This window comes from Pseudomonas sp. BS3767 (genome assembly GCF_900099665.1).
GTDB lineage: Bacteria > Pseudomonadota > Gammaproteobacteria > Pseudomonadales > Pseudomonadaceae > Aquipseudomonas > Aquipseudomonas cerasi.
The window spans coordinates 46,520-70,254 of the sequence record NZ_FNCX01000010.1 but is presented as its reverse complement, the minus strand read 5'-3'; the positions used below and the strand labels follow the sequence as shown (position 1 = coordinate 70,254).

Sequence of the window (23,735 nt, the reverse complement as noted above, 5' to 3'; positions counted from 1 at the left end):
ACAGAGGTCTCACAGAATCGGTGAAATCAGCCGCGCCACGCGCATACCCAGTTGATGCAGACGCCGCGTTTCGTGGCTTTCCTGCACGGAGATTTCACGGGCGAGGTTGAAGTCGGCGGTGAGCATGGATTCCACCTGGCTGGAGAAGTCGCTGTCGACCGTGAGCAGCATCAATTCGAAGTTGAGGCGGAACGAGCGGTTGTCGAGGTTCGCGCTGCCGATGGCGGTGATCTCGTTGTCGACCAGGACGACCTTCTGATGCAGGAAGCCCGGCTCGTAGCGGAACACTCGGACCCCGGCACGTACGGCGTCGAAGGCGTACAGACTTGAAGCGGCGTAGACCACGTAATGGTCGGGGCGCGACGGCAGCAGCAGGCGCACGTCCACGCCGCGCAACACTGCCAGGGTCAGCGCAGCGGTCACGGCTTCGTCAGGGATGAAGTAGGGGCTGGTGATCCACACGCGCTCTTCGGCTGCGTGGATGGCTTCAACGAAGAACAGCGAGCAGGTTTCCTGCGCGTCAGCCGGGCCGCTGGTCAACAGTTGGCAAAGCACACCGTCTTCGGGAAACTCATCAGGCAGGCTTAACGGAGGCAGTTCGCGGGTGGCCCAGAACCAGTCCTCGGCGAACGACTCCTGCAAGCAGGCGACCACCGGGCCGATGACTTGCACATGGGTGTCGCGCCATGGAGCCAGCGGCGGCTTCAGGCCCATGTACTCATCACCCACATTGTGACCGCCCATATAACCTTTCAGGCCATCGACAACGACGATCTTGCGGTGGTTGCGGAAGTTGATCTGAAAGCGATTGAGCCAGCCGCCGCGTGTGGCGAAGGCTTTTATCTGCACGCCACCGTCGCGTAGCTTATCGATATAACTGCCTGGCAAGGCGTGGCTGCCGATGCGGTCGTACAGTACAAAGATCGCCACACCTTCGGCCGCTTTCTCCAGCAGCAGCGCTTGCAGCTCGCGCCCGAGTTTGTCGTCATGAATGATGAAGAACTGAATCAGGATGGTCTTCTTCGCTTCTCGGATAGCCTGAAAAATGGCTCCGAAGGTTTCCTCGCCATTGATCAGCAACTTGACCTTGTTGTTGGCCAGCGCCGGCATGTTGCCCAGCTTGGGCATTGCACGCAGCGCCGCATAGGCATCTGACCGACGCGCAGCCACGGCTTCTTCCATCCACGGCCGCCAGTTGAGGCTGCCGATCGCGATCCGCATTTCCTGGTTGGCCTGGCGACGCGCCTTGATGTACGCGTCGAATGAGCTTCGGCCGAACACCAGGTAAGGCAGCAGGGTGAAATAGGGAATGAACAGCAGCGGCATCGCCCAGGCAATCGCGCCTTGGGAGGTGCGCACAGTCAGCAACGCATGGATGGCGGCGCCTGTACCGAGTAAATGAATGAAACCCAGGACATAACCGAAAAAGTACGGGTCGTGATAATCCATGTGGAACAATGCTCCTCGCCTTTGCTGCCTAACAGACCACAGCTGAACAGGAATGTCGCTATTTAATTCCGGGTGCAACTGGGCGACATGTGTGCCGTCTAAGGTTTATCTTTTGGCTGGATTATTCCAGTCTCGTTTTCATCCGCAGTGCCCGATCAGGAATCTTGAAATGAACAAACGCATGTTGGCTTGGATGTTTTGTCTGGCGGCTCCTATGGCTCAGGCGCAGATGCTGCAACCGGGTTTGTGGGAGCTGACGTCCAGCAATATGAAAGTGGACGGACAACAGCTGCCGGACATGCAGTTGATGCTGGGACAGTTGCAGAATCTGCCGCCCGAGCAGCGTGCGATGATGGAACAGATGATGAAGAAGCAGGGCGTCACCCTTGGCGGCAAAGGCGTGAGGGCCTGCCTGACTCAGGCGCAGGTGCAGTCGGACGACATTCCGCTGACTGACCCGGCATCCGGATGCACGCAAAAGATTACTGCGCGCAACGGCAAGACCTGGAACTTCCAGTTCAGCTGCCCGAAAGCCAAGGGCACCGGACAGGCGCAGTTCCTGAGTGATCGCGAGTTCACCACCAACGTGGTGGGCACGTTCAATGCCACCGGGCAACAACAGAACGGCAGCATGGACACCCGCGCGGTTTGGCTAGGGCCGCAATGTGGCAACGTCGCCCCGCGTACCTGATCAAATTCATAGAGTTATGTTCCACGTGGAACACGCTGCGCAGAGGTGATGATTTTTTGTCACCTCTGATGGTGTGGCAGGTAACTTAATCTTCATGAAGGACCTCATCTTTCGTCCGTAACTGCATGTTATATTGTTACTAATAATGTGGATGAACCCTTCGTGAGCCGGGATGCTCAATTTGCTCTTTGAGACGTTCCATGCACCGACGCCAAGTGTTGCTCAACATGCTGCTTGCCAGCGCGGCCCTGACGTTGCCGTTGGGTGCCTATGCCACGCAAATTCGTAACGCCCGCCTTTGGCGTACCAACGACAAGCTGCGACTGGTCCTCGACCTGAGCGGCCCGGTGCAATACAAGACTTTCACCCTGACAGCCCCCGACCGCCTGATCATCGACGTCAGCGGTTCGCGGCTGACCGGCGACTTCAGTCAGTTGGCGCTGGACCGTACCGTTATAAAATCGATTCGCTCCGGGCATTACGGCCAGGGTGACGACACACGTATCGTGCTGGACCTCACCGCACCGGTACAGCTCAACAGTTTCCTGCTCGGCCCGGAAGGCGGGCAGGGGCATCGGCTGGTCCTGGACATGAGTTCCACGGTCCATGCGCCGGTGCAGATGGCTGAGCTGCCGCCGCCGGTGCCTGTGCCAATCCCGACCAGCAAGGCGCACACCGGACGCGACATCATGGTGGTGGTCGATGCCGGTCATGGCGGCAAGGATCCTGGCGCTGTTGGTTCGCGGGGTGAACGCGAAAAAGATGTGGTGCTGTCCATCGCTCAGTTGCTGGCCAGACGTTTGAAGCGCGAGAAAGGCTTCGACGTACGTCTGGTGCGCAACGATGACTTTTTCGTACCGCTGCGCAAGCGCGTCGAGTTCGCGCACAAGTCCAACGCCGACATGTTCATCTCCGTGCACGCCGATGCTGCGCCTCGTCTGACGGCATCGGGTGCGTCGGTGTTTGCCCTTTCCGAAGGCGGAGCAACGTCGGCAACGGCGCGCTTCATGGCTCAGCGGGAAAACGGCGCGGACCTGCTGGGTGCCACGTCGCTGCTCAATCTGAAGGACAAGGACCCGATGCTCGCCGGGGTGATTCTCGACATGTCGATGAACGCCACTATTGCAGCCAGTCTGCAATTGGGCCACACCGTTCTGGGCAGTCTCGAAGGTATCACCACGCTGCATCAGAAGCGCGTTGAACAGGCCGGTTTCGCCGTTCTCAAATCACCCGATGTGCCGTCGATTCTGGTCGAGACCGGCTTCATCTCCAACAGCCGTGACAGCCAGCGCCTGGTCACTGCGCGTCATCAACAAGCCGTTGCCGATGGCCTGTTCGATGGCCTGCAGCGCTATTTTCAGCGTAACCCGCCAGTGGACTCGCACATGGCCTGGCTGCAGGCGCAGAAGCAGGAACTGCCGGTCTGATCGGCTCAGCGGCAGCCATTCAAGCGGCTGCAGGTGATCTTGCTGCGCGTGCCGCTTGAGCTGGATACCCGAGTGATGGTCGTCCAGCCCACACGCTGCACAGTGCCTGCCCAAGCCTCGCCATCAGAAGCCAACCCGGTAAAAAACGTCAATTGACCATAGCGGCTGTTGGTCTGCGCCCAGCGGCGCTTGTCGAGCACTTCGTATCCCTTCAACCAGGTCGTCGATCCGGCAGTGGCCACGCTGTAGCTATTGCCCTGCGCATCGCTGCACGCCAATACCGTCGCGCTACGCGTACAGGTGGCGAGGTCGGCGGAAGGGTTTGGAGGTGCAGCCATCACATGCGCGCTGATCAGCATCGCCATCAAACCTGTTGAAACCCGTCTCATGAAGATCCCTTCACCAAGGCCATAGCTATTTTTGGTTGTTATACTATAACATCCGGATGTGATTAGAGCTGGCTGCCTGAGGGATTCGTCGCAGCCGATATGAACAAGGTTCAAGCCTTGCAGCTGCCTGGAGAGTCCTGATGGCAAATCTTCTACCCGTTACCGTTTTGTCCGGTTTTCTCGGGGCCGGTAAAAGCACTTTACTCAATTATGTGCTGCGCAACCGTGAAAACCTGCGGGTTGCGGTGATCGTCAATGACATGAGCGAGATCAACATCGACGGCAGCGAAGTTCAGCGTGATGTCAGCTTGAACCGTGCCGAAGAAAAGCTGATCGAGATGAGCAATGGCTGCATCTGCTGCACCCTGCGCGAGGACCTGCTCGAAGAGGTCAGCCGTCTGGCTCAGGACGGTCGTTTTGATTACTTATTGATCGAATCCACAGGAATCTCCGAGCCGTTGCCCGTGGCTGAAACCTTCACCTTCCGCGACGAGGCCGGCAAAAGCCTGATGGACCTGGCGCGCCTGGACACCATGGTCACCGTAGTCGACGGCGTGAACTTCCTGCTCGATTACGAGGCGGCAGACGGCCTGTCCACACGCGGTGAAACCCTGGGTGAAGACGATGATCGCTCGATCACCGACCTGCTGATCGAGCAGATCGAGTTTGCCGACGTCATCCTGCTCAGCAAGATCGACCTGATCAGCTCCAGTGAGCGTGAAGAGCTGATGGCGATCCTCAAGCGCCTCAACCCGGAGGCCGAGATCGTACCGATGGTGATGGGCCAGGTGCCGTTGGCGACGATTCTCAACACCGGGCGTTTTGACTTCCAGCGCGCTTCCCAGGCTCCGGGCTGGCTCAAGGAAATGCGTGGCGAACACACGCCGGAAACCGAAGAGTACGGCATAGCATCAACGGCCTATCGCGCTCGCCGACCGTTCCATCCGGAGCGCTTTTTCGATTTCATCAATCGTCCCTGGGGCAACGGCAAGCTGCTGCGCTCCAAAGGCTTCTTCTGGCTGGCCAGCAAATACAAGGACGCAGGCAGTTGGTCGCAGGCAGGCGGCTTGATGCGCCATGGCTTTGCCGGACGCTGGTGGCGTTTCGTGAACCGAGACAGCTGGCCCGAGGACAAGGAAAGCGTCAAATCCATTCTAGAGAACTGGTCGACTGAAACCGGCGACTGTCGGCAGGAACTGGTGTTCATCGGCCAGAACATCGATTTTGTGCGGCTGACCGCCGAGCTGGATAACTGCCTGCTCACTGATGCGGAGATGGAGGCGGGTGTCGAGCGTTGGCGTGCGCTGGCCGATCCGTTTGGCGATTGGTACGAAGAGGTGGCTGCCTGATGCTGGCTTATCGTTTTAAACCTGAAACCGCAGTCCGCCAGGCGCACGGTGATACGCCCGACGTGTTGAGCGAGATTCTGCAGGACGGCGTCAACCTTGCGCTCTGGCAGCGTCAATTACCTGCGCACATAGAGGACTTCGGCGCCTTGCTACTGTCGATGAACGAGCCTCTGGCCGAGTCCATGACCCTGGAAGTGCGGGGCGGCGAGGTCGAGCCTGACTTGAGCGCGCTGGCATCGGGCTACTCCGACCTGCTGGGCTATCAGGGGTTCGTTGCCGACGTTTCCTGGCTAGTCAGCGCCTATGCCTGTCTGCTGGGTGCCGAGTGCGTTGGCCTGCGTTTGCGGGTGCTCGACAAGGCCATGTGCCCGCGCTTCCATGTTGATCATGTGCCGGTACGTCTTATCACCACTTATGGCGGGGTTGGCAGTCAATGGCTGCATGAAGGGGTGATGGACCGTAAACAACTGGGGTGTCTGGACGCCGAGCCGACGGATGCTGCCCGTATCCAGCAGATCAACAGCGGTGAAGTGGCGCTGCTCAAGGGCGAACGCTGGCACGGCAATGAAGGTTTTGGCCTGATCCATCGCTCGCCGCAACTGCTGCGCAACGAGCGCAGGTTGATTCTGACGCTGGACTGGCTGGCTTGAAGATCAGTCAGGAGTTATCCACTGCCCCTTGCTCTGGCCTTCGCAGAAAGGCTTGAGGTACAGCGCGTCACCGGCGACGCCGTAATAGTGGATATGCTCGCGATACGGCATATTGGCAACCTGCGCATTGCGGCAGACACCGAAGGCGCCTGCCGGGCACTGTTGCGAGTAAGTGGTCTCGGTCTTCTGCCCGGCCAGTTGCGGCTGGCAGAAGCTGTCGTGAAACAGGTTTGCCGGGATGTTGATATTTTCCTGGCAGACCTTCACGTCGAGCCTTTCGGCCTGGCTGTGGACCAGACACGCTTCGGCCCACGCCGAACCGGAAGACACTGTCAGCAACATCAACACCAGGCGGGCAGGCAGCCGCATTACTTGCATCGTTATCCTTCCTTGCTCTTCAATGAACCACGCATTCGCCAAAAGTGATCTCATGCTGCAAAACATACCGACGCATGTCATCGGTGGCCCGCTGGGCGCCGGCAAGACCAGCCTGATCAAGCGCCTGCTGGCGCAGAAGCCTGCCCATGAGCGCTGGGCCATATTGATCAACGAATTCGGGCAGATCGGCCTGGACGCCGCGCTGCTGACCACGGATGCCGATGGTATCGCACTTGGCGAAGTGGCTGGCGGCTGCCTGTGTTGCGTCAATGGCGTGCCGTTCCAGATCGGCTTGGGGCGTTTATTGCGCAAGGCGCGGCCTGATCGTTTATTGATCGAGCCTTCAGGGCTGGGCCATCCCGCGCAACTGATGACGCAATTGCGCGAAGCGCCGTGGCGCGGCGTCCTGGATGTGCAGCCCGGCGTGGTGGTGCTGAACGCCCAGGCAATGCTCGCCGGACAGCCGTTGCCGAGTACTCAGCAGGAAGCGCTGGCACATGCCGGGCTGGTGGTCATGAACAAGTCCGAGCAACTGGATGATGTCTCTCGCCAGGCATTGGCCGAACAGTTGCTGCCACACGCCTTGATCTGGACCCGACATGGGGAGCTGCTCCTGAACCGTGTGCCGGGGTTTGCCAGCGGTACTGCTGTGGATAAACAGGCTGTTGATAAGCTGATGCTGCCCAACGGCGTCGGCCACTTGCCCGCGCTATGGACCGACCCGAAGGTGCCGATCTGTCTGAGTCAGGTCAGTGCCGACGGCTGGAGCATCGGCTGGCGCTGGCATCCCTCGCAGCGCTTCGATCTGCAGCGCATCCTGCACTGGCTGGAAAGCCTTGATTGGCGGCGGGCGAAGATGGTTATCCACAGCGAGGGCGGCTGGTATTCCGGCAACGTGGTTGATGGGGCTCCGCTGGCCTGGCAAGTCAGCGAATGGCGTCAGGACTCACGCCTTGAGTTGATCTTTGCCACCGCTCAGGATGTGGATACGTTGCAGGCGCAGATGGCGGGATGCCTAGCGTGACAGCTGCCAGTTAATAGCTGAAGGCAGGACGAAGAGCGTCCGGAAGGGCGTGCCAATGCAGAGCATTGGCACGATAGTCAAAGCGCACTTGTGTAAGGATGAGCGCTGAATCGCGGCAGCCAGCGTCGTGCTCGGCTACTGCTTCCATTTCTGATGCGATTGACGCCATTCGCTCATCTGAATAACTTCAGCGCTGGGCGGTGGTGTTTTGATTTCAAACGGGTAGGGTGCCAGTTCGATTTGCGCAGTGTGCGCGCCGAACAGGGTGATCGTGCCAGGGTGACGTTGCTCGCCGGTCACCGTGAACTCGAAGCCATACACGCGGGCCAGGCGTTTGCGGCCTTGAGCGTCGCGCGCGAAGGTCAGGCGGCGCAGGGCAACCGCGTCGTCCAGCAGTTGCAGCTCAAGGCGTTCGCAGTGCTGCTTGACGCGTGCCAGCGCTTTTTCGCGCAGACCATGGGCGTGCCACCACCAGGCCGCGGCGCTCGCGAACAGCATCAGCACGAAGATGTTTCCCAGGGTCAGCATGACGGAGTGCTCCAGCGTAGGAGTCGTCAGCTTAACTGTCCTGAGTGATTTACAGCCATACTGCGCGACTTATATTTCTCATTATTGCATTTGCATCGTGTTCAGGATTCCGCTCCCCATGAAACGTACGCCTCATTTGCTCGCTATCCAGTCCCATGTGGTATTCGGCCACGCCGGCAACAGCGCAGCGGTGTTCCCGATGCAGCGTATCGGGGTTAACGTCTGGCCGCTCAACACGGTCCAGTTCTCCAACCACACGCAATACAAGCAGTGGACCGGTGAAGTGCTGGCTCCGCAGCAGATTCCTGCGCTGATCGACGGGATTGCCGCCATTGGCGAGCTGGGCAACTGTGACGCAGTGCTGTCAGGGTATCTGGGCAGTGCGGCGCAGGGCAGGGCGATTCTGACCGGCGTGACACGCATCAAGGCGGCCAATCCGAAGGCGCTGTACCTCTGCGACCCGGTGATGGGCCACCCTGAAAAAGGCTGCATCGTAGCGCCTGAAGTCAGTGACTTCCTGCTGCAGGAAGCGGCGGCCATGGCGGACTTCATGTGCCCCAATCAACTGGAGCTGGACAGCTTCTCGGGGCGCAAGCCCGAATCACTGCACGACTGCCTGGCGATGGCGCGGGCTTTGCTGGCGCGTGGCCCCAAAGCGGTGGTGGTGAAACACCTCGATTACCCCGGCAAGGCCGCCGATGGCTTTGAAATGCTGTTGGTCACCGCCGAGGCCAGCTGGCACCTGCGCCGCCCGTTACTGGCGTTTCCGCGTCAGCCGGTCGGCGTGGGTGATCTGACCTCCGGGTTGTTCCTGTCGCGTGTGCTGCTGGGCGACGATCTGGTTGCAGCATTCGAGTTCGCTGCGGCCGCCGTCCATGAGGTGCTGCTGGAAACCCAGGCCTGTGGCAGCTACGAGCTGGAACTGGTGCGCGCTCAGGATCGCATCGCGCACCCACGGGTAAAGTTCGAAGCCGTGCGTTTGTAAGCGCCATACCCTCAAAGGCTCGGGCATCGATGCCCGAGCCAGAAAATTACAACGCTTCTTCCTTGATCTCCTGATAACGCTTTTCCAGTTCCTGGCGGATCTGGCGGCGTTGCTGCGCCTGGATGAAACGCCGCTTGGCATCGGCCGATTCGGGCTCCAGGGGCGGCACGCTGGCAGGCTTGCGATTGTCGTCCACGGCAACCATGGTGAAGAAGCAGCTGTTGGAATGGCGTACCGACCGCTCGCGGATATTTTCGGTGACCACCTTGATGCCCACCTCCATGGACGTGTTGCCGGTGTAATTGACCGAGGCGAGAAAGGTCACCAGTTCGCCGACATGCACCGGCTCACGGAAAATCACCTGGTCTACCGACAGCGTCACCACGTAGCGTCCGGCGTAGCGGCTGGCACATGCATAGGCCACTTCGTCCAGGTACTTGAGCAGCGTGCCACCGTGTACGTTGCCAGAGAAGTTGGCCATGTCCGGGGTCATCAATACAGTCATCGACAGCTGGGCGTTTCCGGGTTCCATAGCGTACTCACACGGTCAAGGTGTTCAAGGGGCGCCTATGCTGGCGCTCAAAGGGGCTTGTGACAGTTATCGGGACGCTGGCCAACAGGCGGCCGTCACGCGTCATAACTATCTGTTTCCATATATTGCACCGCCTTTATGTCGAAGGGGGCGGTGTTAACCTGCAAAAACCTGTGGATCGGGGTTTTTCCTGCGTCTTTATCGGATTTTAATGACGAAAAGGATGGCTGTCGCCCTGTAGGACACGGCGATATCGGTTTGCAACGTCATCATCACAAGGAGCTTCGCCACCATGCATGCCATCAATTTCATTCAGGATCTGGCAGTGATCATGCTGGTGGCCGGCGTGGTAACCATTCTGTTCCATCGCCTCAGGCAGCCGGTGGTATTGGGCTATATCGTTGCCGGGTTCATCATCGGTCCGCACACTCCGCCGTTCAGTCTGATCCATGACGAAGAAACCATCAAAATTCTGGCCGAACTGGGGGTGATCTTCCTGATGTTCTGCCTGGGGCTGGAATTCAGCCTGCGCAAGCTGTTCAAGGTCGGCGCTACGGCGTTCATCGCGGCCTTTCTGGAAATTGCCCTGATGATCTGGATCGGTTACGAGATCGGGCAGTTCTTTGGCTGGAAAACCATGGACTCGCTGTTTCTCGGCGCGATTCTGGCGATCTCCTCCACCACCATCATCGTCAAGGCGCTCAACGACCTGAAGATGAAGAACCAGCGCTTTGCCCAGTTGATCTTCGGCGTGTTGATCGTGGAAGACATTCTCGGCATCGGCATCATCGCGCTGTTGTCCGGCATCGCCGTCAGCGGCTCGGTCAGTTCCGGGGAAGTGTTCTCCACCGTCGGCAAGCTGTCGCTGTTCATGATCGTGGCGCTGGTGGTCGGCATCCTCGTGGTGCCTCGATTGCTGTCCTATGTCGCCAGGTTCGAAAGCAACGAGATGCTGCTGATCACCGTGCTGGGCCTGTGTTTCGGCTTCTGTCTGCTGGTGGTCAAGCTGGAATACAGCATGGTACTGGGTGCCTTCCTGATCGGCGCAATCATGGCCGAGTCGCGTGAGCTGCTGAAGATCGAGCGCCTGATCGAGCCGGTTCGCGACATGTTCAGTGCCATCTTTTTCGTGGCCATCGGTTTGATGATCGATCCGGCCATCCTGCTGCAATACGCCTGGCCGATCGCCGTCATTACCGTTGCCGTGGTGCTGGGCAAGATGCTGTCCTGCGGTCTGGGTGCCTTTATCGCAGGCAACGATGGCCGTACCTCGCTGCGCGTGGGCATGGGACTGTCACAGATTGGCGAGTTTTCCTTCATCATCGCGGCGCTGGGCATGACCCTGCAGGTCACCAGCGACTTTCTGTACCCGGTGGCAGTCGCCGTGTCCGCCATCACCACCCTGCTGACACCGTATCTGATTCGCGGCGCAGACCCGTTGTCGCTCAAGCTGGCGGCGATCATGCCTCGGCGCGTTGCCCGGGTGTTCGGCATGTACGGCGAGTGGTTGCGCAGCATTCAGCCGCAAGGCCAGAGTGCAGTACTTGCCGGGATGATCAGGCGAATTCTCTTGCAGGTCGGCGTCAACCTGGCGCTGGTGATGGCGATCTTTTTCAGCGGTGGCTATTTTGCCGAGCGTCTTGGCGGCTACATGAGCGAGTGGGTGGCCGACATCAGCCATCAGAAAGCCTGGATCTGCGGCGCGGCGCTGCTGCTGTCACTGCCGTTTCTGATTGCCGCTTATCGCAAGCTCAAGGCGCTGTCGATGCTGCTGGCCGAGATGGGGGTGAAACCCGAGATGGCGGGCCGGCATACCGTGCGCGTGCGCAAGGTCGTGGCCGAAGTGATTCCGCTGTTATCGTTGGTGGTGATTTTCGTGATGCTGGCGGCATTGTCGGCAAGCATTCTGCCGGCCAACGAACTGCTGCTGGTGGTTGGACTGATAGCCGCCCTGGTCGCCGCGTTGCTGTGGCGCTGGCTGATCCGCGTGCATACGCGGATGCAGATTGCGTTACTGGAAACACTGGGTAACCATCAAGAGAACTCCGGGCACTGAGGCCCGGAGATTCTTGAATACTGCGCAGCAGGGGTGTCTCAGCTTTCCAGCCAGACATCCCGAGCCCAGTGCCAGACCGATTCCCAGCTGTCTTCGGTAACCAGTTCTTCCTCGGCGGACCACAGCAGCACCGTGCCGTCTTCCTCGACGCAGTAATAATCGTCTCCGTCCTGGCAGATCGGAATCAGCTCGCGCGGCACGCCCAGATCCCAGGCCGTGGCAGCCACGTCTGGCAGGTAGGTGTGCGACTGCGGGTCGGTCACCGTGACGGGTTCAAGGCTGCCATACACCACATCGCTGACTGTCAGGAGAAATTCCTTGAAGACAAACGGAATGTTGATGAACAGCTGTTCCTCGATCTCGACCAGTTGGTCTTCGTCAGGCAGCTCAAGCGGAACCGGAACCGGTTCATTTGCTTCACGCAGTTGTTCAATGACTTCTTCCACGACACAGATCCTCTCACTTGATGGCGCGGGTTATACAGTAGCGTAAAGCCTTTCTCAAAATAACTATCCGAACGGATAAACAAAAACCCCGGACATATCCGGGGTTCTGAACGCGAGAACGGGTTCTGGTTCAACCGTTCTGGCGAATTCCTGCCACCAGCCAGGGCTGGTTATCGCCTTGCGGGCGTTCCATGTTCCAGCTTTCGCTGAACACTTCGCCCTGGTCGAAACGCGAGGTCTTGGACACGCCCGAGAACGTCAGCGTGGCGATGGTCTTGTCGGCCCGGTCATCCACACCGTCCAGCTGGACATTGAGGTTCTCGATGTAAGTCGACTGGAAGCCGTCGCCCAGGTCCGCACGTTCCTTTTTCAGGAACTGCAGCATTTGCGGGGTGACGAACTCGGCAATCTTGTCCATTTCGTTGGCGTCCCAGTGCTGCTGCAGCGACTGGAAGTGGCCGCGAGCAGCGTCCAGGAAGCGCTGTTCATTGAACCAGGCCGGTGCGTTGATCACTGGCGCAGCGGAGGCCGGGGAAGAACTGCCGAAGATCGGGTTCTGCGCAGGCTGGCTGGTTTCACGCTGGTACGGCGCACCGGCAGCGGCCATTTTCGGCTGTTGCTGCTGACGACGACGCGCAATGAAGCGGAAGATCAGGAAGGCGATGAGGCCCATGATCAGGATGTCGAACAGTTGCAGGCCGTTGAAGCCGTCACCCATGAACATCGACGCGAGCAGGCCGCCGGCAGCGATACCGGCCAATGGGCCCAGCCAGCGCGAAGCACCGCTTGCCGCAGGGGCAGGACGGCCCGCAGCGTTAGGCGCTGCCGCAGGCGTGGAGGGGGCGGCCTGACGTGTCTGGTGCGTAGGCGCCGAGCCCATGCTCTTGCCGCCACCGAAGCGCGCGGCGTTCACATCCAGGCTCATGGTGAGCCCGATGCACAGCGCCATCGCGATGCTTAGAAAACGTTGCATAAGGGTATTCCCGTTTTGTGATTGCACGCGCGCCATGTTGCACAGCGGATGGCGACATGACCAGCGCGTTAGTGTTTCGGACTTTTACATAAACAGCGTAGGACTTTTCTACGCGCTTCGTAAGATGTGTACGAGGATTATCGTTCCTCACGCTACGGCGTGGGAACGATAGTCATGGGCGTATGGACAATGATCGACCGGCCTACAACGGCACCAGCTTCGCGTAGCCCATCATCAGCCACTTGCTGCCCTCGGGGAAGTTGACCTGCACCCGGGCCTGGGCGCCAGCGCCTTCGAAGTTGAGGATCACGCCTTCGCCGAACACCGCATGCTGGACGCGCTGGCCCATGGTGAACTCGGTTTCCGGAATGCCGGTGCCGTTGAACAGGCTGCTGCTGTTGAATTTCGGCGTGCCACCGAACGGACGGTTGACGCTGTTGGACAGTCGGACTTCCTGAATCAGCGCAGGCGGAATCTCGCGTACGAAACGCGAGACCTTGTTGTAGGTTTCGCTGCCGTACAGGCGACGCGTTTCGGCGTAGGTCATCACCAGCTGTTTCATGGCACGGGTGATACCGACGTAAGCCAGGCGCCGTTCCTCTTCAAGACGGCCCGGTTCCTCCAGACTCATCTTGTGCGGGAACAGCCCTTCCTCCATGCCCACCAGGAACACGTGCGGGAACTCCAGGCCCTTGGCGCTGTGCAGGGTCATCAGCTGAATACTGTCTTCATGCTCCTGCGCCTGGGTGTCGCCCGCTTCCAGCGAGGCATGCCCCAAAAACGCTGCCAGTGGCGTCAGGTCTTCTTCGCTTTCGTGATTCTCGAAAGCACGGGCCGCGCTGACCAGTTCCTCAAGGTTTTCTACTCGCGCCTGACCTTTCTCGCCTTTTTCCTGCTCGTGATAGGTAATCAGCCCGGACTGTTCGATCACCGTCTGGGTCATCAGGTGCAGCGGCATTTCCATGACCTTGGCCGCGAGGTTCTCGATCAGCTCGATGAACCCGCCCAAGGCAGTGGCGGCGCGTCCGGTCAGGCCCTTGTTGGCCACCAGCAGGCGCATGGCTTCCCACATTGAAACGTCGGCATGACGCGCATGTTCGCGAATCGCTTCGACGGTCTTTTCACCGATGCCGCGCGCCGGAACGTTGATCACCCGCTCCAGCGCCGCATCGTTGCCACGGCCTTCCAGCAAACGCATGTAGGCCATGGCGTTCTTGATTTCGGCGCGTTCGAAGAAGCGCTGTCCGCCATAGATGCGGTACGGAATACGCTCACGCAGCAGGGCTTCTTCGAGTACCCGCGACTGGGCGTTGGAGCGGTACAGAATGGCGATGTCGTTGCGCGAAATACCGGTTTTCAGCGCGCTCTCGATGGTCTCGACCACGTAACGCGCTTCATCGTGCTCGTTGAACGCGGCGTACAGATTGATCAGCTCGCCATCACCGACGTCGGTCCACAACTCCTTGCCCAGGCGACCACTGTTATTGATGATCAAGCCGTTGGCAGCCTTGAGAATGCTCGCTGTGGAGCGGTAGTTCTGCTCAAGGCGGATGACTTCGGTGTCCGGGAAGTCAGAGGAATACTGGTGGATGTTCTCGATCTTCGCGCCGCGCCAGCCGTAAATGGACTGATCGTCGTCGCCGACCACCATCAGGCTGTCACCGCCCTGGGCGAGCAGGCGCAGCCATGCGTACTGCACGGCGTTGGTGTCCTGAAACTCGTCCATCAGGACGTGACGGAAGCGGCGCTGATAATGCGCCAGCAAGCCCGGGTTATCGCGCCACAGGTCGAGTGCGCGCAGCAGCAGTTCGGAGAAGTCGATGACGCCGGCCCGCTGGCAGGCGATCTCGTAGGCTTCGTAGACGCTTTTCATGGTGGTCAGGAACAGGTCGCCGCTGGCCTGAATATGTTTCGGGCGCAGGCCTTCGTCTTTCTGACCATTGATGAACCACTGGGCCTGGCGTGCAGGCCAGCGTTGTTCGTCCAGACCCAGCTCGCGCATCACGCGCTTTACCAGACGCTGCTGGTCATCGCTGTCGAGAATCTGGAAGGTCTGTACCAGCCCGGCTTCCTGCCAGTGCGCACGCAGCAAGCGGTGGGCCAGACCGTGGAAGGTGCCTACCCACATGCCAGCCGGGCTGATGCCCATCAGCTGCTCGATACGGTGGCGCATTTCGGCAGCCGCCTTGTTGGTGAACGTCACCGACAGGACCGAATGCGGGGAGGCTTGCTCGACCTGCATCAGCCATGCGATGCGATGCACCAGCACACGGGTTTTGCCGGAGCCAGCACCAGCCAGGACCAACTGACGACCCAGAGAGGCGGCTACGGCCTGACGTTGGGCATCGTTGAGGGAATTCAGAAGAAGAGAGAGATCATCGCGCATCAGCGCATTCTAGGGTGCCGCGCGATGACGGGCAAACCATGCTTTGCGTCAGGCAATAAAAATGGCGGGGCGCTGACGACCGGTCGTCGCCTGTTGCCGGGAGCGAATGCGTTGCGTCTACCTTTACCTGTGAGCAGGCAGTATCTGACGGGCGATTCGGCCTAATGTAGGATTATTCCCACAATTGCCGCTGATAACGCCCGCACGGCACGTTCCAGCTTCGTTTAACTGGGCGGCTGGCGGGTCATGTAGTATAACTACAAGAAAGCTACAACCCAGCCCACCTCTCTTTTGCCGAGTCTGCCCCTTGAATCTGCTGCAACACATCGCCCAGTCACGTAATTTGCTGCGCAAATCGGAGCTCAAGGTAGCCGACCATGTGCTGCTCGACCCTGCGGCCGTGATGCACAGTTCCATGGCAGACCTGGCGCACAGCGTCGGTATCAGCGAGCCGACCATCGTGCGTTTCTGCCGCGCCATCGGTTGCACCGGGTTTCAGGACCTCAAGCTGAAGCTGGCGCAGAGCCTCGCGGCGGGCGCAAGTTTTGGGCAGTTCGCGATTCACGAAGACGATTCGGTCGCCGACTACAGCCTGAAGATTTTCGACACCACGCTGCACACGCTCATGGAAGTGCGCGAAAACCTCGACCCCCATGCGTTGCAATTGGCGGTCACGGCCATGGCCGGAGCCAATCGGGTCGAGTTCTACGGGTTTGGCGCGTCCGGAGCAGTAGCCGCTGATGCGCAGCACAAGTTCTTTCGTTTGCTGCTGACCGCTGCGGCGTATTCCGATCCGCACATGCAGGCGATGTCAGCCGTTACGCTCAAGCCGACCGATGTCGCGGTGTGTATTTCGCAGTCAGGGCGTTCGAAGGATCTGCTGATCACCGCCAATCTGGTCCGCGAGAGCGGCGCGACGCTGATCACCCTGTGCCCCAGTCAGACGCCGCTGGCCGAGCTGTCGTCGGTCAATCTGGCCATCGACGTGCATGAAGACACCGAAATCTACACGCCGCTGACTTCTCGCATTGCCCACCTGGTGGTCATTGATGTGCTGGCAATGGGCGTTGCAATGGCGCGCGGCCCCGGTCTGGTGAACCATCTCAAAAGCGTCAAACGCAGCCTGCGTGGTTTGCGCCTGTCGCCGAAGTCGATCAAGGCTCACGAAGATTGACGTTGTTTTCAATTTGAAAACGACGTCAAGAGTCCCGCCAATGACCTGCGTTTATTGGCAGGGGCCCGCGACTGGATTAATTGAGGTAATGAGTGAATTGCATCCTGCAGGGCCAGTTTCTATCGATTCGGCTCCCGAGATGCGGTAATTGTATACTTTTGGCGTTTTTTTCCGGCTATCACGTTACAAGAATTAACCAGACTGTCATGTGTCCGCTGCAGTCAGCTTGCGCAACGAAGAAAGCCCTCCCCGGAAACCCTGAGGCGTCTGGCGAGGGCTTTACTGAATCTGTTACTTGTTGATCACTGTATGACGGTCAGCTCATCGATGCTTACCAGCAACTCGTCGTCTTGATAGATACGGACGGAGGTGATGGATGCATCGCTGGGCTGGGCGTATACGGCGGGTGTCTCGCGCCCTGTCCACGGCCCCAGACCTGTCGCGTAGTAGTTGAGGTCCAGATTCAATTGGCCCGCTTCGCTCGGTATGTTGCGCAGACTCAGCCATGGGAGAGAGTGACTGGCGGATGTAGGCACCAGGCCAGCCACGGTCAGCGTATTGACTTCCGGCGTTCTGTCATCACGCGCGATCCAGTTTTTGTCTTTGGTCGTCATTGGGTAGCTCCTTGCTAGTAATTGTTTAATGAGTGAGTTGCTTTCAGCAGGGCAAGTTTGTGTGTGGCGCGTCAGCGAGCGGCAATACATATATATTTTTTGAAATTTTTTTGATGAGCGCTGAACGAAAGTTCATCGATCTGTCACCTGCGTGCCGTCTGATTGTCACTGTCACGCTCCATTCTGGTGCTCCCACAAAACGTATTGGGAGACAGGATATGGCTCGGCATTACGATGATTTACCTACCAGCACCGTGAAAACCCGCCGTCAGCAGGAAGATCAGCGTCGCATGGAGTTTCGTCGGGCAATTGAAAGCTACAGTGAGGCACGTCAGCTCAATCAGGAGCTGTGTGACTACATGGATGGCATGGATAACGCTGTCTGGCAGACGATCAAGTTGCCCGCGGTCGACCGTCGAAACGCTCGACAAGCTGGCTGATCTGCGCACGTTCGGTGCGGATGAACGCAAGAAACGCATGTGCCACGGGTGAAAGGCGTTTGTCCCCGGCCTGAGCCACGCACCAGCTTCGATACAGTGGCAACTCCGCCACGGGCAGCTCAATCAGGGCGCCTGTGGCGAGTTCCTGGCAGACCGCGTGCCGGGTCAGCATCGCCAGGCCCAGCCCGGCAACCACGCATTCACGTTGTGCTTCGCTGGAAGAGACTTCCAGCGTCTGCGTGAAGTGCACGCGTTTCTCCTTGAAGAACTCCTCGCAGGCCCGTCGCGTGCCCGATCCTGTTTCCCGGGTCAGCAACGGCCATGGCTCCAGGTCTTTCAGGTTCAGCGCCGTGCGGGTGCTCAGCGGATGGTCAGGCGGTGCCACGGCGACAATCGGGTTATTCAGGAACGGTAAGAACTCCAGGCCCATGTCCAGGGGCACTGCCGACATCACCACAAGATCATCGCGGTTATCCGCCAGGCGCCTGATGACTTGCGCGCGATTGACCACCATCAGGCTCAGGCTGACTTCCGGGTGCTGGCGCTTGAAGGCGGCGAACAGGTGGGGGATGAAGTACTTGCAGCTCGATTCGACTGCCAGCTTCAACTGGCCTTGCAGTGAGCCCTGCATGTCGGAAAGCTGCATGTCCAGGCTTTCCAGGCGCCCGAAAATATCCCGGCTGGCCTGTTGCAGGGCTTGCGCCGCTTCGGTCAGGTAGAGCTTTTTGCTGACGTATTCGAACAGCGGCTGGCCGATCAACTCTTCGAGCTGTCGAATCTGCAGGCTGACAGCGGGCTGTGTGAGCGACATTTCTTCAGCCGCACGGCTGTAGGAGCGCAGATCGCACACCTCATTGAAAATGCGTAACTGACGCAATGTCATACGCATCAATGACTTACGCATTTACAAAAGCTCCACTATCCAACCGAAGCGCTAACTATAAGCTTTTACTTATGCACCTCCCAACTTTTACTCATTTTTGTTAATCCTCGATTCGGCATAGGGTGGCTCTGCGACATTCAGTCACATACACGGTTACAAGTGTGGGTCGAGGGAAACGCCAGTGATAACAAAAATTCTGATCGCCAACCGCGGGGAGATTGCCGTTCGTATCGTGCGTGCATGCGCCGAGATGGGCATTCGCTCGGTGGCGATCTTTTCCGACGCTGACCGGCATGCCTTGCATGTCAAACGTGCCGACGAAGCCTACAGCATTGGTGCCGAACCTCTGGCGGGTTACCTGAACCCGCGCAAGTTGGTGAATCTGGCAGTGGAAACCGGCTGCGATGCGCTGCATCCCGGTTACGGCTTTCTTTCCGAGAATGCCGAACTGGCCGATATCTGTGCCGAACGAGGGATCAAATTCATCGGTCCCTCAGCCGAAGTGATTCGCCGCATGGGGGACAAGACCGAGGCCCGACGCAGCATGATCAAGGCCGGTGTGCCGGTCACGCCCGGTACCGAAGGCAACGTGGCAGATATCGACGAGGCGCTGGCCGAGGGCGAGCGTATCGGTTACCCGGTGATGCTCAAGGCCACTTCCGGGGGCGGTGGACGTGGTATCCGCCGCTGCAACAGCCGCGAAGAACTCGAGCAGGCCTTCCCGCGCGTGATTTCCGAAGCGACCAAGGCCTTCGGTTCGGCAGAAGTCTTTCTTGAGAAGTGCATCGTCAATCCCAAGCACATTGAAGCGCAGATTCTGGGCGACAGCTTTGACAATGTGGTGCACCTGTTCGAGCGCGACTGTTCGATTCAGCGACGCAACCAGAAGCTCATCGAAATCGCCCCCAGCCCGCAGTTGACGCCCGAACAGCGCGCCTACATCGGCGATCTGTCGGTACGTGCGGCCAAGGCGGTTGGTTACGAGAACGCTGGCACCGTGGAGTTTCTGCTCGCCGAGGGCGAGGTGTACTTCATGGAAATGAACACCCGGGTGCAGGTCGAGCACACCATCACCGAAGAAATCACCGGCATTGATATCGTTCGCGAGCAGATCCGTATCGCCTCCGGTCTGCCGCTGTCGGTCAAGCAGGAAGACATCATCCATCGCGGTTTTGCGCTGCAGTTCCGGATCAACGCTGAGGACCCGAAGAACAACTTCCTGCCCAGCTTCGGCAAGATCACTCGTTATTACGCGCCCGGCGGACCTGGCGTGCGCACCGACACGGCGATTTATACCGGCTACACCATTCCGCCGTTCTATGACTCGATGTGCCTGAAGCTGATTGTCTGGGCGTTGACCTGGGAGGAGGCCATGGACCGCGGCCTGCGTGCGCTCGATGACATGCGCCTGCAAGGGGTCAAGACCACGGCTGCCTATTACCAGGAAATCCTCCGCAACCCGGAGTTCCGCAGCGGTGAGTTCAACACCAGCTTTGTCGAGAGCCACCCCGAGCTGACCAATTATTCGATCAAACGCAAACCCGAAGAGCTGGCCCTGGCCATCGCCGCCGCCATTGCCGCACACGCCGGTCTGTAAGGAACAGTGAAATGTCCAAGAAGATTTTCGTAACCGACACCATCCTGCGTGACGCTCATCAATCGTTGCTGGCGACGCGCATGCGCACCGAAGACATGCTGCCGATCTGCGACAAGCTCGACCAGGTCGGCTACTGGTCGCTGGAAGTCTGGGGCGGCGCCACCTTCGATGCCTGCGTGCGTTTTCTCAAGGAAGACCCGTGGGAACGTCTGCGCCAGCTGCGTGCGGCCCTGCCCAATACCCGGTTGCAGATGCTCCTGCGTGGCCAGAACCTGCTGGGTTATCGGCATTACAGCGATGACGTGGTCAAGGCGTTCGTCGCCAAGGCGGCGGTCAACGGTATTGATGTGTTCCGTATTTTCGATGCCATGAACGATGTGCGTAACCTGCGGGTTGCCATCGAGGCGGTGAAAGCGGCGGGCAAACATGCACAGGGCACCATCGCCTACACCACCAGCCCGGTGCATACCATCGAGGCCTTCGTGGCGCAGGCCCGGCAGATGGAAGCCATGGGCTGTGACTCGGTGGCGATCAAGGACATGGCCGGCCTCTTGACGCCTTATGCCACGGGTGAGCTGGTCAAGGCGCTGAAGGCCGAGCAGTCGTTGCCGGTGTTCATCCACTCGCATGACACGGCCGGTCTGGCCGCGATGTGCCAGCTCAAGGCGATCGAAAGCGGCGCGGACCATATCGACACGGCGATTTCCAGCTTTGCCTGGGGCACCAGCCATCCGGGCACCGAATCGATGGTGGCCGCGCTCAAGGGCAGCGAGTTCGACACCGGGCTGGACCTGGAACTGCTGCAGGAAATCGGTCTGTATTTCTACGCGGTGCGTAAGAAATACCATCAGTTCGAGAGCGAATTTACTGCAGTCGACACTCGGGTGCAGGTTAACCAGGTGCCGGGCGGGATGATTTCCAACCTGGCCAATCAGCTGAAGGAGCAGGGCGCACTCAACCGCATGAGCGAAGTACTGGCTGAAATTCCGCGCGTGCGCAAAGACCTCGGTTATCCGCCATTGGTAACGCCGACTTCGCAGATCGTCGGTACTCAGGCGTTCTTCAACGTGTTGGCCGGGGAGCGTTACAAAACCATCACCAATGAAGTGAAGCTGTATCTGCAGGGCGGGTACGGCAAGGCGCCGGGGCAGGTGGATGAGAAGCTGCGTCGCCAGGCGATCGGCAATGAAGAACTGATCGATGTTCGTCCGGCCGACCTGCTCAAGCCGGAGATGACCAAGCTAAGGGCCGATATCGGCGCGTTGGCCAAGTCCGAAGAGGACGTGCTGACGTTTGCCATGTTCCCGGACATTGGCCGCAAGTTCCTGGAGGAACGCGCTGCCGGGACGCTGGCGCCGGAAGTGCTGCTGCCGATTCCCGAAGCCGGAAGCGTGGCGAAGGCAGGCGGTGAGGGCGTACCGACCGAGTTCGTCATTGATGTGCACGGCGAGACTTATCGGGTCGACATCACCGGTGTGGGCGTCAAGGCTGAGGGCAAGCGCCACTTCTACCTGACCATAGACGGCATGCCGGAAGAGGTGGTGTTCGAGCCGCTCAACGAATTCGTCGGCGGCGGGGCCAGTAAACGCAAGCAAGCCCATGCACCGGGCGACGTCAGCACGACCATGCCCGGCAACATCGTCGATGTGCTGGTCAAGGAGGGCGATGTGGTCAAGGCCGGTCAGGCAGTGCTGATCACTGAAGCGATGAAGATGGAGACCGAGGTTCAGGCGTCGGTCGCAGGCAAGGTCGTCGCCATCCACGTCGCCAAGGGCGACCGCGTCAATCCGGGCGAAGTGCTGATCGAGATCGAAGGTTGAGCTGACACCTGCGCATCATCCAAAGGTTTACCTCAGGGAAGCACTCGTGGCTTCCCTTTTTTTATTCTGGCAGGCGGGCCCAGCGGTCACGACTATCGTTCCGCACGCTCCAACGTGGAAATGCAGTTCTGGGCGCCTTGCATCCTCAGGATCAGCGAAACGCCTCAAGCCCCTTGATCTGTTGCCCGTCAGTGAAGTTATCCACAGCCAGCCAGTTTTCAAATGCCTTTCGTAATTCAGGCCATTCGCTGTCGAGGATCGAGTACCACGCGGTATCCCTGCTTTGGCCTTTGACCACCATGTGCTGGCGGAAGGTGCCTTCGTAGCTGAAGCCGAATCGCTCGGCAGCGCGTTTGGAGCGGGCATTGTTGGCGTTGCACTTCCATTCCAGGCGGCGATAGCCCAGTGCGAAGGCCTCTCTGGCCAGCAGGTAAATGGCTTCGGTGCCTTTGGGCGTGCGTTGCATGGCGGCGCTGAAGGTGACATGACCTATTTCGATTCGCCCATGGGCAGCGACGATCGACATCAGGCTGATGACGCCGTCGGCCTTATCGGTCTGCTGATCGACCACGGTGTAAAACCACGGATCGGTGGCTGCCTGATGCCCGGCCAGCCACGCATCGAAGGCGTTACGGTCGATGAACGGCCCGTAAGGCAGATAATCCCACAGCTTCGGGTCCGCATTCGGGCCTTCAAATGCCGCCCACAAGTCATCGGCGTGACGCGCGACATCGAGTTTTTCCAGGCGAATGAAACGGCCTGTCAGTGTATGGGGCGTGGGCAATGCAGCGGCTTGCCAGTCCAGCAGGGTGTCGGACATCAGTCACTTCCTGTTTCAGAGTGCTTTGCGAAATTGTATGAGGCCGGGCCGTTCGGCGATTCGCTCGTACAACTGAATGGCCGTGGCGTTGGTTTCGTGGGTCAGCCAGTGCACCTTGTCGCAACCGTCTGCCTTGGCCGTGGCATAGACAAACTCGATCAGTCGCCTGCCGATGCCTGTTCCGCGTTTTTCGGGTGCGACGATCAGATCTTGCAGGTAACAGGCGTTATTGATGCTCCAGTTGGAGCGATGGTAGATGAAGTTCACCATGCCCACCGCCTCGTCACCCAGCCAGGCGAGCGCCGAGTGAGTCGGTTCGTTTGGGGCCACAAGGCGTTGCCAGGTGGTGTCGCTGACGCCTTCGGCCAGCTCGGTGTTGTAGAAGCGCAGATAGGCCTGCCACAGAGGCAGCCACGCGTGATGATCGTCGACGCTAACGGGGCGAATTCGCACATCGGTCATGAGCTGCTTCCTTCGCTCATCAAGCGAGCGATCAGTTGGTCATTTGCATCCTGGCTTGCGGCGAGGCCGTCGCGCACACCGGCCATGTCCGCAGCGTTGCGATTCTGACTGAGTTTACGTTTGCCCTGTAGCCGCTGCACCGGAATGGCGAATCCGACAATCGCTCCAAGCATTTTTGCGATGTAGTCCGCCGGCGCATCGTCAATGGACCAGGGTTGCGCCCGGCCGGATTCATGGCGATGGGTCAGGTCAGCCAGCAATTGATGCAAGTGCGCGACGTCGGTAAAAACCTCGGCCTGCCCATAGGCATGCACGGCCACATAATTCCATGTGGGTACGACCTTGCCGTGCTCTGCCTTGCCTGGGTAGAACGACGGGCTGACGTAGGCATCGCCGCCAGGAAAAACCACCAGTGCTTCGGCGCCGGAGCTCAACTGCTGCCACTGTGGATTGGCTTTGGCCAGATGCCCGTAAAGTGTGCCTCGGGGGCCTTCGTCGCGGCGCAACAGCAGCGGCAGGTGGGTCGCCTGCAAGCCCTCTGCGCCGTCAGTGACCAGAATCGCCAGGCGCGTCTGCTCCATCTGCTGATGCAGGCTCGGTGTGTCGTTGTCCTTGAAAGCGGCGGGGATGTACATGGGGAATATCCTTGGCTGATGACCGGA

General features: G+C 59.3%; 24 protein-coding genes. 11 read left to right on the top strand and 13 right to left on the bottom strand.

Annotated elements, in window-relative coordinates:
• Positions 1-9: 9 nt before the first annotated feature.
• A complete protein-coding gene (gene cls / locus BLR16_RS23890) occupies positions 10-1,449 on the bottom strand; it encodes a cardiolipin synthase (protein WP_054082260.1) in 1,440 nt (479 codons plus the stop codon).
• 169 nt (positions 1,450-1,618) lie between these two features.
• On the opposite strand from cls, the gene BLR16_RS23885 reads away from it, so the two are divergent.
• Entirely contained in the window at positions 1,619-2,140 is a 522-nt protein-coding gene (locus BLR16_RS23885) for a DUF3617 domain-containing protein (protein WP_003367913.1), read from the top strand.
• A 200-nt stretch (positions 2,141-2,340) separates the two neighbouring features.
• Positions 2,341-3,567, top strand: coding sequence for an N-acetylmuramoyl-L-alanine amidase (locus tag BLR16_RS23880; RefSeq protein ID WP_054082259.1), 1,227 nt, complete (start codon positions 2,341-2,343; stop codon positions 3,565-3,567).
• 5 nt (positions 3,568-3,572) lie between these two features.
• Here the strand turns inward: BLR16_RS23880 and BLR16_RS23875 are convergent, their stop codons facing one another.
• Positions 3,573-3,956, bottom strand: a complete 384-nt coding sequence (locus tag BLR16_RS23875; RefSeq protein WP_042930495.1) for a hypothetical protein — start codon at positions 3,954-3,956, stop codon at positions 3,573-3,575.
• A 140-nt stretch (positions 3,957-4,096) separates the two neighbouring features.
• Here BLR16_RS23875 and zigA point away from each other — a divergent pair, with 140 nt between their 5' ends.
• Complete coding sequence (zigA, locus tag BLR16_RS23870; protein WP_054082258.1) at positions 4,097-5,305, top strand: zinc metallochaperone GTPase ZigA; 1,209 nt, start codon at positions 4,097-4,099, stop codon at positions 5,303-5,305.
• Positions 5,305-5,955 carry a DUF1826 domain-containing protein gene (locus BLR16_RS23865; protein ID WP_058416441.1) on the top strand — a complete coding sequence of 217 codons (651 nt, stop codon included), beginning with the start codon at positions 5,305-5,307 and terminating at the stop codon, positions 5,953-5,955. Before zigA ends, BLR16_RS23865 begins: the two co-directional genes overlap by 1 nt.
• Positions 5,956-5,958: 3 nt before the next feature.
• Here the strand turns inward: BLR16_RS23865 and BLR16_RS23860 are convergent, their stop codons facing one another.
• A complete protein-coding gene (locus tag BLR16_RS23860) occupies positions 5,959-6,333 on the bottom strand; it encodes a hypothetical protein (protein WP_003367925.1) in 375 nt (124 codons plus the stop codon).
• A 52-nt stretch (positions 6,334-6,385) separates the two neighbouring features.
• Between BLR16_RS23860 and BLR16_RS23855 the strand changes: the two genes are divergently transcribed.
• Complete coding sequence (locus BLR16_RS23855) at positions 6,386-7,357, top strand: CobW family GTP-binding protein (protein WP_074809075.1); 972 nt, start codon at positions 6,386-6,388, stop codon at positions 7,355-7,357.
• Positions 7,358-7,492: 135 nt separating this feature from the next.
• On the opposite strand, the gene BLR16_RS23850 is transcribed toward BLR16_RS23855, so the two are convergent.
• The gene (locus BLR16_RS23850; RefSeq protein WP_003367929.1) at positions 7,493-7,885 is read right to left on the bottom strand and encodes a DUF3301 domain-containing protein; all 393 of its coding nucleotides are present in this window, start codon (positions 7,883-7,885) and stop codon (positions 7,493-7,495) included.
• A 118-nt stretch (positions 7,886-8,003) separates the two neighbouring features.
• On the opposite strand from BLR16_RS23850, the gene pdxY reads away from it, so the two are divergent.
• A complete protein-coding gene (pdxY, locus tag BLR16_RS23845; RefSeq protein ID WP_074808994.1) occupies positions 8,004-8,870 on the top strand; it encodes a pyridoxal kinase PdxY in 867 nt (288 codons plus the stop codon).
• Positions 8,871-8,916: 46 nt separating this feature from the next.
• Here the strand turns inward: pdxY and BLR16_RS23840 are convergent, their stop codons facing one another.
• Positions 8,917-9,402 (bottom strand): acyl-CoA thioesterase, encoded by a 486-nt coding sequence (locus BLR16_RS23840; RefSeq protein ID WP_003367933.1) that lies wholly within the window; start codon positions 9,400-9,402, stop codon positions 8,917-8,919.
• A gap of 292 nt (positions 9,403-9,694) precedes the next feature.
• Here BLR16_RS23840 and BLR16_RS23835 point away from each other — a divergent pair, with 292 nt between their 5' ends.
• Positions 9,695-11,458, top strand: a complete 1,764-nt coding sequence (locus tag BLR16_RS23835) for a cation:proton antiporter (protein ID WP_058398168.1) — start codon at positions 9,695-9,697, stop codon at positions 11,456-11,458.
• Between the two features lie 38 nt (positions 11,459-11,496).
• On the opposite strand, the gene BLR16_RS23830 is transcribed toward BLR16_RS23835, so the two are convergent.
• The 3 genes from BLR16_RS23830 to uvrD form a co-directional block, all read right to left on the bottom strand.
• Entirely contained in the window at positions 11,497-11,904 is a 408-nt protein-coding gene (locus BLR16_RS23830) for an SMI1/KNR4 family protein (protein ID WP_003316056.1), read from the bottom strand.
• A 130-nt stretch (positions 11,905-12,034) separates the two neighbouring features.
• The gene (locus BLR16_RS23825; RefSeq protein ID WP_003432820.1) at positions 12,035-12,877 is read right to left on the bottom strand and encodes a Tim44 domain-containing protein; all 843 of its coding nucleotides are present in this window, start codon (positions 12,875-12,877) and stop codon (positions 12,035-12,037) included.
• A 202-nt stretch (positions 12,878-13,079) separates the two neighbouring features.
• A complete protein-coding gene (gene uvrD / locus BLR16_RS23820) occupies positions 13,080-15,263 on the bottom strand; it encodes a DNA helicase II (protein ID WP_074808991.1) in 2,184 nt (727 codons plus the stop codon).
• A gap of 307 nt (positions 15,264-15,570) precedes the next feature.
• Between uvrD and hexR the strand changes: the two genes are divergently transcribed.
• On the top strand, positions 15,571-16,437 hold the full coding sequence (gene hexR / locus BLR16_RS23815; RefSeq protein WP_003367945.1) for a transcriptional regulator HexR: 867 nt from the start codon (positions 15,571-15,573) through the stop codon (positions 16,435-16,437).
• A 302-nt stretch (positions 16,438-16,739) separates the two neighbouring features.
• Here the strand turns inward: hexR and BLR16_RS23810 are convergent, their stop codons facing one another.
• Positions 16,740-17,051: a hypothetical protein gene (locus BLR16_RS23810; RefSeq protein ID WP_003432821.1), complete on the bottom strand. Its 312-nt coding sequence runs from the start codon at positions 17,049-17,051 to the stop codon at positions 16,740-16,742.
• Positions 17,052-17,305: 254 nt separating this feature from the next.
• On the opposite strand from BLR16_RS23810, the gene BLR16_RS23805 reads away from it, so the two are divergent.
• Entirely contained in the window at positions 17,306-17,491 is a 186-nt protein-coding gene (locus BLR16_RS23805; protein ID WP_003316061.1) for a PA3496 family putative envelope integrity protein, read from the top strand.
• Here the strand turns inward: BLR16_RS23805 and BLR16_RS23800 are convergent.
• Entirely contained in the window at positions 17,445-18,395 is a 951-nt protein-coding gene (locus BLR16_RS23800; RefSeq protein ID WP_054082255.1) for a LysR family transcriptional regulator, read from the bottom strand. The genes BLR16_RS23805 and BLR16_RS23800 overlap by 47 nt on opposite strands.
• 160 nt (positions 18,396-18,555) lie before the next feature.
• Here BLR16_RS23800 and BLR16_RS23795 point away from each other — a divergent pair, with 160 nt between their 5' ends.
• Together BLR16_RS23795 and oadA are read left to right on the top strand one after the other, a co-directional pair.
• On the top strand, positions 18,556-19,971 hold the full coding sequence (locus tag BLR16_RS23795) for an acetyl-CoA carboxylase biotin carboxylase subunit (protein WP_074808989.1): 1,416 nt from the start codon (positions 18,556-18,558) through the stop codon (positions 19,969-19,971).
• Between the two features lie 11 nt (positions 19,972-19,982).
• The gene (gene oadA / locus BLR16_RS23790) at positions 19,983-21,791 is read left to right on the top strand and encodes a sodium-extruding oxaloacetate decarboxylase subunit alpha (RefSeq protein ID WP_003432826.1); all 1,809 of its coding nucleotides are present in this window, start codon (positions 19,983-19,985) and stop codon (positions 21,789-21,791) included.
• A gap of 151 nt (positions 21,792-21,942) precedes the next feature.
• Here the strand turns inward: oadA and BLR16_RS23785 are convergent, their stop codons facing one another.
• Genes BLR16_RS23785 through BLR16_RS23775 form a run of 3 tightly spaced genes read right to left on the bottom strand, consistent with a single transcriptional unit; the run spans position 21,943 to position 23,708 of the window.
• Positions 21,943-22,611 (bottom strand): GNAT family N-acetyltransferase, encoded by a 669-nt coding sequence (locus BLR16_RS23785; RefSeq protein WP_058398166.1) that lies wholly within the window; start codon positions 22,609-22,611, stop codon positions 21,943-21,945.
• Between the two features lie 15 nt (positions 22,612-22,626).
• Positions 22,627-23,073 (bottom strand): GNAT family N-acetyltransferase, encoded by a 447-nt coding sequence (locus BLR16_RS23780; protein WP_058398165.1) that lies wholly within the window; start codon positions 23,071-23,073, stop codon positions 22,627-22,629.
• The gene (locus tag BLR16_RS23775) at positions 23,070-23,708 is read right to left on the bottom strand and encodes an FMN-binding negative transcriptional regulator (protein ID WP_074808987.1); all 639 of its coding nucleotides are present in this window, start codon (positions 23,706-23,708) and stop codon (positions 23,070-23,072) included. The genes BLR16_RS23780 and BLR16_RS23775 overlap by 4 nt, the downstream gene beginning before the upstream one ends.
• Positions 23,709-23,735: the final 27 nt, after the last annotated feature.